At 36.3% G+C, this 16,259-nt stretch carries 15 protein-coding genes; 11 read left to right on the top strand and 4 right to left on the bottom strand.

Annotated features, from left to right (window positions below):
- The first annotated feature begins 69 nt into the window (after positions 1 to 69).
- From BM207_RS15950 to BM207_RS15910, 9 genes are all read left to right on the top strand, one after another.
- Positions 70 to 948, top strand: a complete 879-nt coding sequence (locus BM207_RS15950) for a cell division protein FtsX (RefSeq protein ID WP_090996598.1) — start codon at positions 70 to 72, stop codon at positions 946 to 948.
- Positions 948 to 1,175, top strand: coding sequence for a DUF3098 domain-containing protein (locus BM207_RS15945; protein ID WP_090996595.1), 228 nt, complete (start codon positions 948 to 950; stop codon positions 1,173 to 1,175). Before BM207_RS15950 ends, BM207_RS15945 begins: the two co-directional genes overlap by 1 nt.
- 6 nt (positions 1,176 to 1,181) lie before the next feature.
- Positions 1,182 to 1,976 carry an undecaprenyl-diphosphate phosphatase gene (locus tag BM207_RS15940; protein WP_090996592.1) on the top strand — a complete coding sequence of 265 codons (795 nt, stop codon included), beginning with the start codon at positions 1,182 to 1,184 and terminating at the stop codon, positions 1,974 to 1,976.
- A gap of 162 nt (positions 1,977 to 2,138) precedes the next feature.
- Entirely contained in the window at positions 2,139 to 2,849 is a 711-nt protein-coding gene (truB, locus tag BM207_RS15935) for a tRNA pseudouridine(55) synthase TruB (protein WP_245768138.1), read from the top strand.
- On the top strand, positions 2,846 to 3,706 hold the full coding sequence (locus tag BM207_RS15930; RefSeq protein WP_090996587.1) for a YitT family protein: 861 nt from the start codon (positions 2,846 to 2,848) through the stop codon (positions 3,704 to 3,706). Before truB ends, BM207_RS15930 begins: the two co-directional genes overlap by 4 nt.
- 6 nt (positions 3,707 to 3,712) lie before the next feature.
- A complete protein-coding gene (locus BM207_RS15925; protein ID WP_090996584.1) occupies positions 3,713 to 4,660 on the top strand; it encodes a bifunctional riboflavin kinase/FAD synthetase in 948 nt (315 codons plus the stop codon).
- Between the two features lie 51 nt (positions 4,661 to 4,711).
- Positions 4,712 to 6,925 (top strand): cation:proton antiporter domain-containing protein, encoded by a 2,214-nt coding sequence (locus BM207_RS15920; RefSeq protein ID WP_090996581.1) that lies wholly within the window; start codon positions 4,712 to 4,714, stop codon positions 6,923 to 6,925.
- Between the two features lie 127 nt (positions 6,926 to 7,052).
- Complete coding sequence (locus tag BM207_RS15915) at positions 7,053 to 8,090, top strand: DUF2157 domain-containing protein (protein ID WP_090996578.1); 1,038 nt, start codon at positions 7,053 to 7,055, stop codon at positions 8,088 to 8,090.
- Positions 8,091 to 8,094: 4 nt separating this feature from the next.
- On the top strand, positions 8,095 to 8,697 hold the full coding sequence (locus tag BM207_RS15910) for a YdeI/OmpD-associated family protein (protein ID WP_090996575.1): 603 nt from the start codon (positions 8,095 to 8,097) through the stop codon (positions 8,695 to 8,697).
- A gap of 36 nt (positions 8,698 to 8,733) precedes the next feature.
- On the opposite strand, the gene BM207_RS15905 is transcribed toward BM207_RS15910, so the two are convergent.
- The 4 genes from BM207_RS15905 to BM207_RS15890 form a co-directional block, all read right to left on the bottom strand.
- Entirely contained in the window at positions 8,734 to 9,477 is a 744-nt protein-coding gene (locus tag BM207_RS15905) for a LytR/AlgR family response regulator transcription factor (protein ID WP_090996573.1), read from the bottom strand.
- A gap of 1 nt (position 9,478) precedes the next feature.
- Positions 9,479 to 11,293: a sensor histidine kinase gene (locus BM207_RS15900; protein ID WP_090996570.1), complete on the bottom strand. Its 1,815-nt coding sequence runs from the start codon at positions 11,291 to 11,293 to the stop codon at positions 9,479 to 9,481.
- A 1-nt stretch (position 11,294) separates the two neighbouring features.
- Entirely contained in the window at positions 11,295 to 12,707 is a 1,413-nt protein-coding gene (locus BM207_RS15895; protein WP_090996567.1) for a TlpA disulfide reductase family protein, read from the bottom strand.
- A gap of 117 nt (positions 12,708 to 12,824) precedes the next feature.
- Entirely contained in the window at positions 12,825 to 13,376 is a 552-nt protein-coding gene (locus BM207_RS15890; RefSeq protein ID WP_090996565.1) for a LytR/AlgR family response regulator transcription factor, read from the bottom strand.
- 219 nt (positions 13,377 to 13,595) lie between these two features.
- On the opposite strand from BM207_RS15890, the gene BM207_RS15885 reads away from it, so the two are divergent.
- Complete coding sequence (locus BM207_RS15885; RefSeq protein ID WP_090996562.1) at positions 13,596 to 15,317, top strand: OmpA family protein; 1,722 nt, start codon at positions 13,596 to 13,598, stop codon at positions 15,315 to 15,317.
- Between the two features lie 17 nt (positions 15,318 to 15,334).
- Entirely contained in the window at positions 15,335 to 16,216 is an 882-nt protein-coding gene (locus BM207_RS15880; protein ID WP_090996559.1) for a vWA domain-containing protein, read from the top strand.
- Positions 16,217 to 16,259 lie beyond the last annotated feature (43 nt).

Genomic DNA, 16,259 nt, shown 5'->3' with positions numbered 1-16,259 from the left:
CACTCATCCTTAAAAATATTTACATTTCTGCTTATCTTTCGTTATTTTCGCACAAACAAAAACAGATACATGGAAGAATTCGAAGTAAGCGAAGCTGCTAAAAAGACAAAAACCATTTATATTTCGACAATCTTTAGTATTGCTTTAGTATTACTAATGCTGGGTATGTTGGGGCTTATTTTGGTGCACGCAAAAAACTTATCAAACTATGTTAAAGAAAACATTGTTTTGAATATTATTGTAGACGAAGGCGCAAAAGAAACCGAAATTCTCGCATTTCAAAAACAGTTAAATGGAAATGCCGCAGTTAAACAAACTCAATACATAAACAAAGAAGTTGCACAACATAACCTAACCAAAGATTTAGGAGAAGACTTCGTTAATTTCCTCGGCTACAATCCACTTTTATCTACCATTGATGTATACTTAAAAGCTGATTATGCAAACAACCAACGTATTGATGCCCTAAAAAAGAGCTTGGAAAAAGATCCTATGGTTAAAGAAGTAATCTATCAAAGTTCTTTAATCGACATGGTTAATAAGAATATTAGCACCATTAGCTTAATAGTTTTAGGTTTTGCCATCGTTTTATTGGTCATAGCAGTTGCCTTAATTAATAATACAATCCGATTGGCTATCTTTTCTCAGCGCTTTTTAATTAAAAGTATGCAACTGGTTGGTGCAACAAAAAACTTCATTAGAAAGCCATTTATCTTGGTGGCGGCACTTCATGGCTTAATTGCTTCATTTATTGCGATTATCATTCTATTAGGCATTTTATATTATGCCCAAAAAGAAATTCCAGAAATTATCATCCTAAGAAATTATACCGATTTTGGAATTGTGTTAGTTGCAATGGTAGCGATTGGAATTTTCATTACGGCAATCTCGACCTTGTTTGCGGTAAGCAGATATTTACGTTTAAAAATTTACGACCTTTATAGATAATGGCAGAAAAAAAATCAGCTCCTGTAAAACAGGAACAAAAAGTAGAGATGGTTTTTAATAAAAAGAATTATCAATTGTTAATCATCAGCATTTCAATAGTTGCTCTTGGCTTTATTTTAATGATTGGTAAGGAGGGCGACATTTACGACACCCGAAGAACGCTAATTGCTCCGATGACAGTCTTATTTGGTTTCGCATTTGGTGTTTACGCCATTTTGAAGAAGTAATAATTAATGAATTTCTTTCAAGCATTTATCCTTGCTCTTATTGAGGGTTTAACGGAGTTTTTACCGGTTTCATCCACTGGTCATATGATTATTGGCTCATCCGTAATGGGCATTCAGTCTGATCCTTTTGTAAAACTATTTACTATTTGTATCCAACTGGGTGCTATTCTTTCTATAGTAGTCTTATATTTCAAACGTTTTTTTAAAAGCGTTAATTTCTATTTTAAATTAATAGTCGCTTTTATTCCGGCGGCGATTTTCGGCTTTTTACTCAGTGATAAAATTGACCAAATGTTGGAAAGCCCACTTACAGTAGGAATTTCTTTAGTGATAGGAGGCGTTATTTTATTATTTGTTGATAAATGGTATAAAAATGCGACCATTGAAACAGAAGAAGATATTAATTATGTTACCGCATTAAAAATTGGCTTCTTTCAATGTCTTGCAATGATCCCAGGTGTATCAAGATCTGGTGCTACGATTGTGGGCGGGATGAGCCAGAACCTTACAAGAAAAGCAGCCGCTGAATTTTCTTTTTTTCTGGCTGTTCCAACGATGTTTGCAGCTACGGCAAAAAAATTATTAGACTTTTACCAGGAGGGGCATGCTATTACACCTGATCAAATGCAGGTCTTGGCGTTTGGAAATGTAGTTGCCTTCATTGTTGCCCTATTGGCTATTAAAAGCTTTATTGGCTACCTCAATAAAAATGGCTTTAAAATCTTTGGCTGGTATAGGATTATTGTCGGCGGAGTAATCATTGTATTATTGCTATCGGGCCACAGCCTCTCTATTATTTAATTTGTAGCTTTGTAAACTGAGTTTTGTCATTGCGAGGGACGAAGCAATCTCAGAGCGATTGGTCATATGCTGATTTGCCTAAGTTGTAAGATTGCTTCGTACCTCGCAATGACGACTGTTCTAATAATTGAAATCGGGTTTATAGTATAATTAATTAGCATTTTGAATAGATTTCCAGACTTTAACTTTGCGGCGGGCGAATTGCTTTTAATCAATAAGCCCTATAAGTGGACCTCCTTTGATGTTGTGGGCAAAATTAGAAATTCTCTAAAACCCCTTAAGCTAAAAGTTGGCCACGCCGGAACGCTAGATCCTCTAGCAACCGGTTTATTAATTATTTGTACTGGCAAATTAACCAAACAAATAGATACATTTCAGGCTCAGGAAAAAGAATATACTGGCACCATGATATTAGGTGCTACAACACCATCCTTCGATATGGAAACTGCCATTGACAAAGAATTTCCATTTGTTCATTTAACTGACGAGCAAATTCGGCTAGCCACCTCAACATTTAAAGGGGAAATAGAACAATATCCACCAGCACACTCTGCCGTAAAAGTAAATGGTGAACGCCTCTATGTTAAGGCTCGATTGGGTGAAGAAGTAGAGCTGCGTAAACGTCAGGTTACTGTAACAGAATTTGACATTACAAGAATCGCCTTGCCGGAAGTAGATTTCAGAATTGTTTGTAGCAAGGGCACTTACATTCGGTCTTTGGTATCAGATTTTGGTAAAATACTAAATAACGGAGCTTATTTATCGAAGCTCACCCGAACAAGAAGCGGCGACTTTTTATTGACGAATGCGTTTGAAGTAGCGGATCTGGTTCAGTATCTTCGTGAAAAAAGAGAAGAAAACGCTACCCTATGAACCATATCAAAAACAAGAACACCCGTTTTTTAAAAGAGATAGCACTTATTTCTTTTGGTGTTATATCTGCTTGTTTCGGGTTAAAGAGTTTTTTAATCCCTAATCATTTTATTGATGGTGGGGTAACCGGTATTTCACTCCTAATTAGCACGCTTACTAAATGGAATCTTTCCTATCTTATTTTAATTATCAATATTCCATTCATTTTAATGGGTTACAAGCAAATCGGAGCGAGTTTTGCGATTAAAACATCGATCGCAATTGGCGCACTTTCACTTGCTTTGATATTTTTGCCCTTCGCACCAATTACGCACGACAAGTTATTGATCGCTTTCTTTGGTGGTTTCTTTTTAGGAGGGGGAATAGGTTTAGCTATGCGTGGAGGCTGTGTAATAGATGGAACAGAAGTACTTGCCCTCTATATTAGTAGAAATAGTGTCCTCACGGTGGGCAATATCATCCTCATTTTGAACATCATTATTTTTGCATTTGCTGCTTATTTTTTAAATATCGAAACCGCATTATATGCGATTTTGACCTACCTCTCTGCCTCCAATACCATAGATTTTATTGTAAATGGATTAGAGGCATATACAGGTGTTACCATTATTTCGGAAAAAAATGAAGACATTAAGCATTTTATCATTAATGACATGAAAAGAGGCGTCACGATCTATAAGGGAGAAGGTGGTTATTTAGAAAAAAAAGATATCGATATCATTTACACAGTAGTTACCAAACTGGAAATGAGTAAATTACAATCTGAAATTAGGCAAATTGATCCTGATGCCTTTGTAGTTCAACAACAAATTGCCGACATTAAAGGCGGCGTGGTAAAACGTCAGTCACTTCATTAAATTTCAATGAACATCTACCATCATATTCTCGAATTTAAAAAATTAACCAACGCAATAGTTACCATAGGTACCTTTGATGGGGTACATTATGGGCATCAAAAAATTATCAAGCGATTATGTGAGCTTGCTAAAATGAGTGGTGGCGAAAGTGTAATCCTAACGTTCTTCCCGCATCCGCGGATGATCATTGATCCTGAAAATCAGGGTTTGAAAATGATCAACACTATTAAAGAAAAGGCTGAAATATTGGCGGATTTAGGTGTAGACCATTTAATTATTACACCTTTTACAAGAGATTTTTCCAATTTAAGTGCAGGTGATTATATTAAAAATATTTTGGTTGATACGATAGGTACCAAGCAATTAATTGTAGGTTATGACCATCGATTCGGAAAAGACCGCCAAGGGGGGATGATGGAATTAGAGACTTATTCAAAAGTTTATGATTTTAGTATAGAAGAAATACCTGAGCAAGATATCAATGATGTTGCGGTAAGCTCTACCAAAATTCGGACGGCTTTATTAGCGGGTGACGTTTCTTTAGCCGCCTCTTATTTAGGTTATCATTTTTCTATCAACGGTCCTGTAATCAAAGGTGATAAAATTGGTCGGACCATCGGTTTTCCAACTGCCAACATTTTTGTTGAGGAAACTTATAAACTTATTCCTAGCGATGGTATCTATGCGGTAACGATCGAAATGAGTTCCGAACTTACTTATAAAGGCATGGCATATATCGGCCAACGGCCCACCATTAACGGAATGACCCGTAACATTGAAGTAAACATATTTGATTTTAATCAGGAAATTTACGGTCAGACGATCAAAATGAACTTCTTAAAGTTCTTGCGTCATGATGTTAAATTCACGGGACTAGCGGCTTTAAAAGAGCAATTACATCAAGACAAACTAAATACACTCGATTTTTTTAACCAAAGTCAACAGCCAACTTAGTGCCCTAAAAGCTTTAGATAGCAATAATTTTTTACTATTTTTAAAGCAGACATGATTCATTTACCTGTATTAATTGCCGATTTAGGCCTTATTCTCGCTGCCGCTGGGGTTATTACCCTTCTGTTTAAAAAAATAAAACAACCCTTAGTGCTCGGCTATATATTAGCCGGTTTATTGGTTGGTCCACACCTCGATTTTTTCCCTACCATCACCGACTATAAAAACATCAACATTTGGGGAGAAATAGGTGTAATCTTCCTTTTATTTAGTCTAGGGTTAGAATTTAGTTTTAAAAAACTGGTAAAAGTGGGTGGTTCCGCTTCTATTACCGCGATCGTTAAAGTTGTTTTCTTAATTTTTGCCGGTTATGGCGTCGGCATGGCGATGGGCTGGAATAGCATGGATAGTTTATTTTTAGGCGGGATCCTATCCATCTCTTCTACTATGATTGCCATTAAGGCCTTTGAAGAATTAGGTATTAAACATAAAAAGTTTGCGGGCCTCGTTTTTGGAGTATTAATAGTGGAAGATTTAGTCGCTATTTTACTTCTGGTAATGTTTTCTACGTTGGCAGTAAGTCAACAGTCGGCAGGCGCCGAAATGCTTATGTCAATTCTAAAGTTAAGTTTTTTCTTAGTGCTTTGGTTTTTGGGCGGAATATTCTTAGTTCCAACATTTTTGAGAGTAACTAAAAACTTAATGAATGATGAGACCATGTTGGTTGTTTCCTTGGCTCTTTGTTTGGTGATGGTTTTATTAGCCGATCAGGTGGGTTTCTCTCCGGCTTTGGGTGCCTTTATTATGGGTTCAATCCTAGCCGAAACTACCCAAGCCGAACGCATTGAGCATTTAACCAAATCTGTTAAAGACTTATTTGCAGCAGTATTTTTTGTTTCGGTAGGCATGTTAATCGACCCTAAAATTCTCGTGGAATATGCAACACCCATTATCATTCTTTCGCTTGTTGTGATCTTAGGAAAAATTTTGTTTACACTTTTAGGAGCGCTCCTTGCAGGCCAGCCGTTAAAAACTTCGGTGCAAGCAGGAATGAGTTTAGCCCAAATTGGGGAGTTTTCTTTTATTATTGCCGCCTTAGGTGCAACCTTAAATGTAACTAGCAGTTTTCTTTACCCAATTGCTGTTGCTGTTGCGGCAATAACTACCTTCGCATCTCCTTATCTCATTAGGCTTTCTGAGCCATTCTATGACTTATTAGCGCGGGTTTTGCCACAAAAATGGATCGACGCTATTAGTAGATACAGTTCAAGTACTGCTGGGATAACTACTTTAAGTGATTGGAAAATTCTCCTACGCTCCTATATCTTCAATACGATTATTCACTCGGTTGTAATCATTTCTATCATTTTTCTTTCTTATCGATATGTGCAGCCTTTTATTGCTAACCATTTTGCAAATGAAGAAAGTGCGCTGGTTATTAGCGTCGCTGTCTCCTTTATTCTAATGTCGCCCTTTTTATGGGCATTATCTATTCGAAGAATTCAAAAAACAGCCTATTCCCACCTTTGGTTAAATAAAAAATATACCCGTGGTCCATTAGTTGCAATCGAATTTTTTAGGATTGCTTTGGGAATTTTCTTTGTCGGATTTTTAATATATGAATTTTTTGAAACTTGGGTGGCGGTGGTAATCGCACTCTCCCTGATTGTGCTCGGAATGGTGATTTTTTCTCGTAAACTTCAGGCATTTTACAATAAATTAGAGAAACGGTTCATGCTTAACTTAAATGACCGGGAGAACCAAAAACCTGATATTTTACCTTGGGATACACATTTAACGGAGTTAAAAGTTTCACCAGAATCCGAAGTGGTTGGGAAAACACTGGCAGAGTTAATGATTAGGGAAAAATATGGTGTTAATATTGCTTTGATAGAACGCGGCAGAAATACCATTCCAACCCCAGGGAGAGATGAACGGCTTTACCCGAACGATAAGCTACTTTTAATCGGGGCAGATGATCAATTAGCTTCTGTAAAAGGTTTACTAGAAGTTGAATTACCCGAGATTAACGAAACTTCTTTTCCAGATAAAGAGATGACTTTACAAAAAGTTGTGGTCAATTCCCTTTCGCCTGTGTTTGGCTTAAGCATTAGAAATGCAGGAATCAGAGAAAAAGCTCAGGCTTTGGTTGTTGGCATTGAACGAGGAGACGCTAAAATATTAAATCCATCTTCCGATTTTGTATTCGATACTGGCGATGTAATTTGGATCGTTGGAAACAATAAGAAGGTTAAAGAAGTAATTTAATTTTGAGAGGACATCATTGCGAAGCACGTCCGTCATTGCGAGGTACGAAGCAATCTAATGGAGAGATTGCTTCGTACCTCGCAATAACGATTAACATACGCCTGAAAATGTTATTTTATGATAAACGATGAAAGTAGACAAAGACAAAAGTGAATTCTTAGAGGAGATGATTGACCAATGGCAACGTGATGGCCTAATCAACAACGAAACAGGGAATAAACTGCGCAGAAGCTATGAAACAAAAAACTTCGATTGGCATCGCTTGGCACAATATGCCTTTTGGGTAGCATTGGCTTGCGGAGTAATTGCTTTGGGTTCTTTATTAATTGATAATGCTATCTTAAAATACCTTCAACGAATATATGATACTCCAAATATTGTAATTTCGGTGTTGTCGATTCTTGTAGCGTTATGGCTTTATATTTTAGGCTTTCGAAGAAAAAAATCGATACCTCATCTTAAATTTAGTAATGAAGCGGTTATACTTACTGCAATTCTGCTTACTGCCAACGGAATAGCCTATTTCGGGAAGTCTATAGACCAAGGTTCAGGTCATTTCTCTATCTTAATCCTTGTCTCGTTAATCATCTATGCAGTCTTAGGTTACATTTTTAACTCGAGGTTAATTTGGGTATTTGCGCTCTTATCTTTAGGCGCATGGTTTGGCACTGAAACAGGGTATTTAAGCCGTTGGAATTATTATTTCCTTGGGATGAATTATCCTCTACGCTTCGTCATTTTTGGACTAGGGCTAACTGGGGCATCCTTCTTAATGAAACGAAGTAAACGACTAAGCTACTTTTTTCAAGTCACTTATGTTGCAGGAATGATTTATTTATTTATCTCGCTTTGGCTACTTTCCGTGTTTGGCAACTTTGCCAATTTAGAAGAATGGTATGCGGTACGGCAATTGAGTTTATTCTATTGGGGGATTCTATCAGCTGCGTGTTGTATGTTTAGCACTTGGTATGGATTAAAAAATAGAGATGAAATAGCGCGTGAATTTGGAATTACTTTTTTGTTTATCAATCTATATACCCGTTACTTTGAATATTTTTGGGATAGTTGGCATAAAGCACTCTTCTTCTCTATTCTTGCCATATCATTTTGGTTAATTGGAAAGAAGGCAGAAAAAATTTGGAACTTGGACTTTATAAAAAAATAAAATCATGCAACAATTTGACACCCGAGTAGATGATTATATAGCTAAATCTGCACCGTTTGCCCAACCTATTTTAAAACATATTAGAGAGGTAGTTCACCAAGCATCACCAATAATTGCCGAAACTATTAAATGGGGCTTTCCTCATTTTGTTCACAAGGGAACTATCTGCTCGATGGCTTCATTTAAAGCACATTGTACTTTTGGCTTTTGGAAAGCTACCTTAATGAAAGACCCATACCAACTTTTTAACGAAAAAGAAAACGCAATGGGTACAATGGGGAGGATCGAAAGTTTACAAGATTTACCAGCTGACAAAATTTTAACAGAGTATATTTTAGAGGCCCTGAATCTTGACGAATCAGAAACTAAAATAAAAAAAGTAGTTACCCCTAAAGCCCCGATTGAGATGCCGAGTGATTTTGAAGCGGCATTATTTGATAACCCCAAAGCGAAGCAACAGTTTGAAAGCTTTAGTCCATCCCACAAAAGAGAATACTTAGAATGGATCACAACAGCTAAAGCCGAGGCTACCAGGCTAAAGCGAATGACAACAGCAATTGAATGGCTAACAGAAGGGAAATCGTTAAATTGGAAGTATCAGAAATAAGGCTTCCAAAATCTTTCAATTTTCCACTTAATTGCTTTACTTACCTAACAACGCTTTTACTTGTTCACGGTTAGCCTTAGACACTGGGACTTTATCCCCATTTTTCATGAGCAATACACCGCCATCTTCCTTTAACCAACTTTTCACGAAAGAAGGATTAATTAAATGGCTTTGATGTGTTCTTAAAAAGCCTTGCGGTTTTAAGAGATCCGAATATTCCTTAAGCGGTTTTGACGTCAAAATTTTGTCGCCACTGGTTAAAAAGAAATTGGTGTAAGTGTTATCGGCTTCACAGCGCAAAATTTCATTTATCATCACATATCTTATTTCGTTGTGTTGAGGTAAAGCTATTTTCTGAACGCTTGCATCTGGCTTTTTAATTTGTTGCAATAGAAAGTTCAATTGTTCATTCTGCAGTTTATGCTTAATCCTTTCTTTAGCTTTTGCAACAGCATCGATTAATTCATCTGGGTTTACAGGTTTTAATAGATAATCTAATGCAGCAAATTTTACCGCTTGAATGCCATATTGATCATATGCTGTTACAAAAATAACTTCAAAAGTTTTATCATTTAACCGACTGAGTAAATCAAAGCCAGAATATTCTCCCATTTGAATATCTAGGAATAATAGTTCTGGTCTGTGTAGCTTAAGTAACTCGACGCCTTCTGCAACTTGACTGGCCGTAGCAACAATTTTAATTTCAGGGCAATATTTTTCCAATAAAACTTGTAAAACTTCTAGGTTTGCCCGTTCATCATCAACTAAGATTGCCCGCATATTAAATCCATTGAGTTAAGGTAATAGTAATTTCAGATCCTTTTAAGTCAGCTGTCATTGTTAATAAGAAAGAAGTTTCAGGGTAAAGGGTATTCAATAAAGATATTCTGTTTTTACTGAGTTGCAAACCTAAACCAGTGTATTGTTGATCTATTTTAAATCCTTTTCCATTATCTTTAACCTTTAAGATCAGGTTTTGATTTTCCTTTGTAAATGAAACTGTTATTTTACCGTTTGCACCCATCGCAGAAATACCGTGTTTGACTGAGTTTTCTACAAAAGGCTGAAGCAGCATTGTGGGGATTTCAATATTCGATAAATTAAGATCATCATTAACGGTGATTTCATAAATAAAACCAAAACGGAATTGCTCCATTTGTAGATAGTCTTCCAAGAGCGTTTTTTCTTCAGCTAGGCTGATGAGCTCTTTACCATCTAACACATTTCGGGTTAAACGAGCAAATTTACCCAGATAGCGGTTGGCCTCATCAATTTTATCCGTATTCATTAAGTTTTGTATCCCCGCCAAAGCATTAAACATAAAATGAGGATTAAGTTGCGAGCGAATACTGTTGAGCTTCAGTTTGGAGAGTTCCTTTTGTTGTTGCGCTAAGATCAATTTCTTTTGGGTTCTTCTTTTTAAGAAATACCATAAACCTAAGGCCAGCCCCCCTAAAATTGGGATCATTATTATGCCTATTAATAAAGATTCCCGTTGCGAAAGCACCAACTTAGGATTTAAATCAGGTAAAACGGTAAACTTATAGGTAACTGATTTTTTGTTCAGGTAATTAACGGGCTTACCCCCAATGCTGGTCAATTTAGGTGTGAATGTTATCTCATATTTACCTGGTTTATTCCAAAATTCCTTGTAAAGCAAATAACTGCCATTCGTTTCACCTAAGTCAATTTTCTCTTCTTCACCATTAATTGTACGTTTAAAATCGATTTGGTAGTTATAGAGGGTAGGTAGGTTTTGAGATCTAAATCCTAAACGAATTAAAGAATCTCCAAGTCTAAACTTGATATCATTTAGCGTGTCTGTAGCAATAAAATTTGATTTAGTCGATTTTCTATCCTCGCCTAAAGAAGCAGATAATATGGTATTACCAAAAATTTTCTTTTGATAATCCACACTTGCCCAAAAAGATAAAGGCCTTGTCTCTCTCCAATCAAGTATAACTGCATCACGATCTTTATAATTTTTAACATTATAAATCTCAATTTGTATAAATTGATTTCTCTGATACTTTATATTCCCCAATAAACAATAGGTAGCTAAATTATCGGCCGTTTTTCTAAATGTTGAGGGGATTGTCCAACCAACCAATTCCCTATTGTCATTTTGGATAATTCGATAGCGATAATCTTTTGCGTTTTCTGGGCTGATCAAACCATCAATAACTTCAACATCAGATTTACCATCAATCAAAATAGTATTTTTATACAAAGTCCCCCACTTCCATCTAATCCCTGCATAAATCTTCGCTCCTGTATTTTGCTCAAATCTAAGTGCTAACGAGTGTCTGGGAAACCGATCTTGATAACTGTTGGCATAGAGACCCCAAAACCGATTCTTTTCTAAATTACTTATCCGTTCCCTATTTTTTATGTCTATCAATTGAACGGGGCTGGCCTTTCGAATATCTATCACCTCATATCCATCATAACGCAGATACTTAAAAGAATCTGTTTTAAATACATGCACAGGGGAGTTTGGAACTCGCGCATAACCTTCTGTATTAATAGGTTTCCCTTTTTGCCCTAAAACGCAATGATAATTCAACAATAAAACAATAAAAATTAACTTTCTCATCTCACCTATTAATTTCTCTGTTTAAAATTGTCATTAATTTTTCTGGTTCACTCGGTCTAACTGCATCACTATCTACAATTTTACCCTGTTTATCGATAATGATAAATCTAGGAATAAAATTTGCCTGATATGATTTGGCAAAACTATCATCTGTATCTTCCAATTGTAACCAGTCCATCCCATCCTTTTTGATAATGTCATATCGACGCCTCCTATTTTTCGCATCGAAAGAAGCAATGCTTATAATTTTAACTTTGTCATTATTCTTAAGCTGTTCATAAATTTTCTTTAGAAAGGGTGTCTCTTCTTTGCAGGGACCACACCAACTTGCCCAGAGGTCAATATAGACAACTTTTCCTTTCATCGCTGCTAATTGATAATATTTGCCACTTGTATCTGCTAGGTTAAATAAAGGAGAAGGTGCACCTTTTTGCAAACTCATAGCTTTTTTAATTCGTTTAGCTTCCATTGCTTTAACTGAAGTTCTCAGTTTCTGATCTCCAATTTTTTGAATGTATGGTGCTAACTTTTTAAAATCTTCGAGTTTATAGAGAGACGTTAATTTTGATTCTATCTCGTTCGACGCATAATAATCATATATTTTCCCCGCATACCATTTAGAAGCTAAAATCAACGTGTAATTACTTTGCTTCTTTAACACACTATCTGCCGGGAAGGCATTATAATTATCGCAATAGAATGGATATTGTATTAAAAGATAGGAAAAAAGACTACTTGCAAGATTCCTCTCATCCTTAAACTCCTCTAAAAGCGGCTTATATCCCGTTTTACCGATCATTTTCTGAATCTGGTCCCAACTATAATTATGTTCATATGCATAGCTATTAAAGATGCTAAGTAGCGGTCCGAATTTTTGATCTAATAAAAGTGACTCCTTGAAATAATTAGCATACGGTTCTCGATTGTCGGCTGTAAATGCTTTGTTAATTCTTGCAGTTAGCCGATCTGTCCGCATCAAATTGGCTAGATAGGTATCTTCATCTTTTTGAACCCATTTTACAGTATCGGGCGTACTGGTTGACATTACTTCTTTCCAATAAGAATTGGTTTTACTTCCAAGACCCTCATAGTTTAGTGTTGACTTTGCAATCTGATAATCCTTTACGTCTGCAGTAATTTGCAAGTCGTACCCTGGAGCTAAAAACAATTGAATTTGAATCTGCTTTCTATTGGTAAGGTTTGCTTTAAATGGAGATTGAATTGCTGTAGTTGTATAGTTAAAAGTCCCATCAGGATTAACCTTAATACTGTCTTTAAAATTCCCAGTACTGGGAACAAGTTCGAGTTTACGATCTGTACAATTTAACAGCTTACCGCTGATTGTTACTTTTTGCTGAGCAATTGCATGGAAAGCTAAAAGGCAAATTACACTTAGGATAAAGATTTTTTTCATATGTCAAACTAATTAATAATCAAAAATCACGAATTACTAAGGCATATGAAATGTACAAACAGTATTTAACTAAATCTCGTTAGTATTGATGGGTTTACCTAATGAATTTGGATTTGATTACGAATTTTCTAAAACGGCTTTCACATTTTCTCGATTGGCTTTAGATACGGGAATTTTGTCGCCATTTTTCATCAATAGTACACCTCCATCTTCCTTTAGCCAGCTTTTCACAAACAAAGGATTAATTAAGTGACTTTGATGTGTTCGCACGAACCCTTTAGGTTTCAACCTATCGGCATAATCTTTTAAAGATCTGGAGACCAAAATATTTTCTCCATTTAACACGAACTTTGTATAATTATCATCAGCTTCACACCTCATAATTTGAGAAATTTCAACATATCTTATTTCACTTTGCTGCGGTAAAGCAATTGTGGAGCTTTCTGGTTCTTTGAGCACTACATCATTTGAGATAGTGCTCTGTTCCTTAAAACCATTTACATTCACTGTATATTGGTTTAGCGGAAACCTAAAGTCTACATTATCTTTTTTTTTTGAGATCGATTTTATAATTAAAACGATACCTACAATAAACCCACCAAAAAAAAGTAGTGATAACAAAATTAAGATAATTTCAGCCGCACCCATGTTTAAGAATTCCAATAACATATGTAAATTTTAGTTAGACCAAGTTCGACATTGAAAATGGTTTGACCAAAACTATAGCTAATTAAAGGCCTTTAAAAAGCATAATGAGTATTTGTAGCAATTGGTCGAGTATTGGTGCGTTTGTTTGAACAATGGGTTAAGCAGCAAAGGGGGTAACAATTTCTAAAGTTGGTTGATATATCTTAAAAATAGCATACTTACACTTTAGAACATTGTACTATGAAAACATTCAAACTACTGATATTGCTCCTCATCGGACTATCAATTCAATTTGCAAAAGCACAGGATACAACAGCACCTGTTCACCCAAATTGGCATTTCTCGCCAAGGGTAGGTTACGACTTTCCTAAATACCAAAACAACTTACCCTATATAGATTATAAGGGCGGAATGGATTTAGGATTATCCATTGATCATTATTGGACGTGGCTTGGTTTAGGAGTAGACTTTGATTACATCAAAAACAAACCAAAAAGCACTTATCCAACCACCAATCTATCTAATTCTTTATCAGCCCCACTAACGAGTTTTTCGACCGTAGAAAATTCCATTTCTAGAACTTTTGCAGGCTTAGGCCCAGATTTTAGATACCAGAACAAGAACGGAAAGTTTTCGGCCGAGTTGAATACAAGAGTTGGTTTAGCATATATTAAAGGTGGGAGGACAGAAGTTCGAGAAACAACAACCATACTGAACCAATTACTCAACTTTCATGCTGGCTATGACACAAAAAAGTTGTTATCGGCGAAGGGTCAATTGAAAGCCAACTACTTTTTTAATGATTACCTAGGGGTAAATGTAGGTGCATATTATTTGCAACATTTTAACACACCAGAATTAGTTGATCCCGTATGGAATGCTTCAGCCAGTTATCAGCCACTTAGGAGCACGCCAACCAGCAATACCTACAATGGTTTAAGAGTAGACCGGGTAAAACCATGTAACTGCGACATAGCTTCGATAGGCGCTTTTGCGGGAATCATTGTGAGAATTCCAACAAAACCAAAAGAAAAACCCAGCCCATTAAACTATACCTTAAAAATTACCGCTAAGGATAAATATACCAAAACCCTATTGCCAGAAACCGAGGTACAAATTAAAAATAACACAGGTGCTGTTGTCTATAGTGGGATAACCAATAAGGTTGGTGAGGTAATCTTTAACAATGTGACCGCAGCCGACTATGTAGCTTTTGGAACATTATATAACAGCCCGCTAGATGCGGCTATGGTTGGCAAGACTGAGTTTAAAAATGGAGCGGTAGTGAGTAAAGATATCTTTTATGGTAATCGGAATTTTATCATCAAAGGGAAAATATTTGCCTGTAATACTGCTACTCCACTTCTTTCCACCAATGTGGTGTTGGAAAACGTAGAGAAAGCTTTCAAAAAAACAACCTTAACCGATGCGCAGGGTAGCTTTGTGTTTCAGTTACCAGAAATAGGAAAGTACACCTTATACGGTAAGAAGGATAATTATTTTTCGCAATACGAAGAAATAACCGCTTCGAATTACGATAGAGATAAACACCTATTCATTAAGCTGGAGATGTGTGCCGAGCTGATCGATTGTGATAAAGCAATCAGATTAAATAACATCCTATTCGATCTCGATAAATATGTGATTAAAGAATCGGCAAAACCCGAACTCAATCGCTTGGTGCGTTTTATGAAAGACAATTCAACAGTAAGAGTTGAGTTAAGTTCGCATACCGACTCCAGAGCTTCAAGTGAATATAATCAGATTTTATCTCAAAATCGCGCCAATGCATCTGTAGACTATATTGTTTCGCAAGGCATTGCCAGGGATAGGATAGTAGCTAAAGGGTATGGCGAATCCAAATTATTAAATGGATGTGCCGACGGGGTAAGCTGTACCGAAGCACAGCACGCCATTAACCGTAGAACTGAGATGAAAGTAATTTGTAACGATAAAAAATAATTAAGGAGACCATAATCATGAAAACAATAGCCATACATAAAAATGATACCGCTAGTATCATTAACCGAAAATATATCTGCATCATACTAATCTGTACGTTATTAGGATTAACACAAAACTCTTGTAAAAAAAGCACCTGTACTTTTGAAGATAATACTTATCCACCTGCTTGTACAAAAGGCATGGACGTTGTATTTGTGATCGACTATACTGGAAGTATGGGTGGTGCGATAGACAATATCAAAAATTCCATCAGCAATATTGTAAATACAATCGTTACCAAATCTGCTGGCGATTACAGATTGGCACTGACAATTTTTGATGAGGCCACAAAAGGGGGCACACCAACTTATATAGGACAAACACCTTATACTAGCTTACCAGCAGCAAACAAATTGGTGATCACATCTGGCCCGACAACAAATCAATATTTAACAACAATGGAGAGTTTTGGATATGCGAACAATAGCACATTTGCTACCCAGTTGGCAAAATTAAATGGACCTATGTCATTGGGTAATGGAAATGGTTTTCCAGAACCAGGAGATTTGCTACTCGATAAGATCATTAACTCATCGTTTGCTGGTGCATGGAGACCAAACATTACCAAATTAGTGATTGTCATTACCGATGCTCCTGCGAGTGGCAATGACGATAATAATAACGCAGCTGATGATGCATTTTTAACAACGCTCGCAACCAATGCCAATACAGCGGGTGTTCAATGTATTTTAATCTCAACGCTTGCTACCAGCAATTATGAAACTAAATTGATTGACAATAACGTTGGGGGACTAAAATTGATGTCGGCAAACTTTGCTAATATTGCTCCAGACATTAGCGATATGATCAATAACTTATGCGAAAATAATAGCCAAAATAAAATCGTCATGAAATAGCCCCAGGTTAAAGACTAAGATCAAGGTGGCCCTCTGTTTCTGA

Origin of the sequence: Pedobacter insulae (assembly GCF_900113525.1) — a bacterium.
In the GTDB taxonomy this organism is placed as follows: Bacteria; Bacteroidota; Bacteroidia; order Sphingobacteriales; family Sphingobacteriaceae; genus Pedobacter; species Pedobacter insulae.
This window is presented reverse-complemented; position numbering and strand designations above follow the sequence as displayed.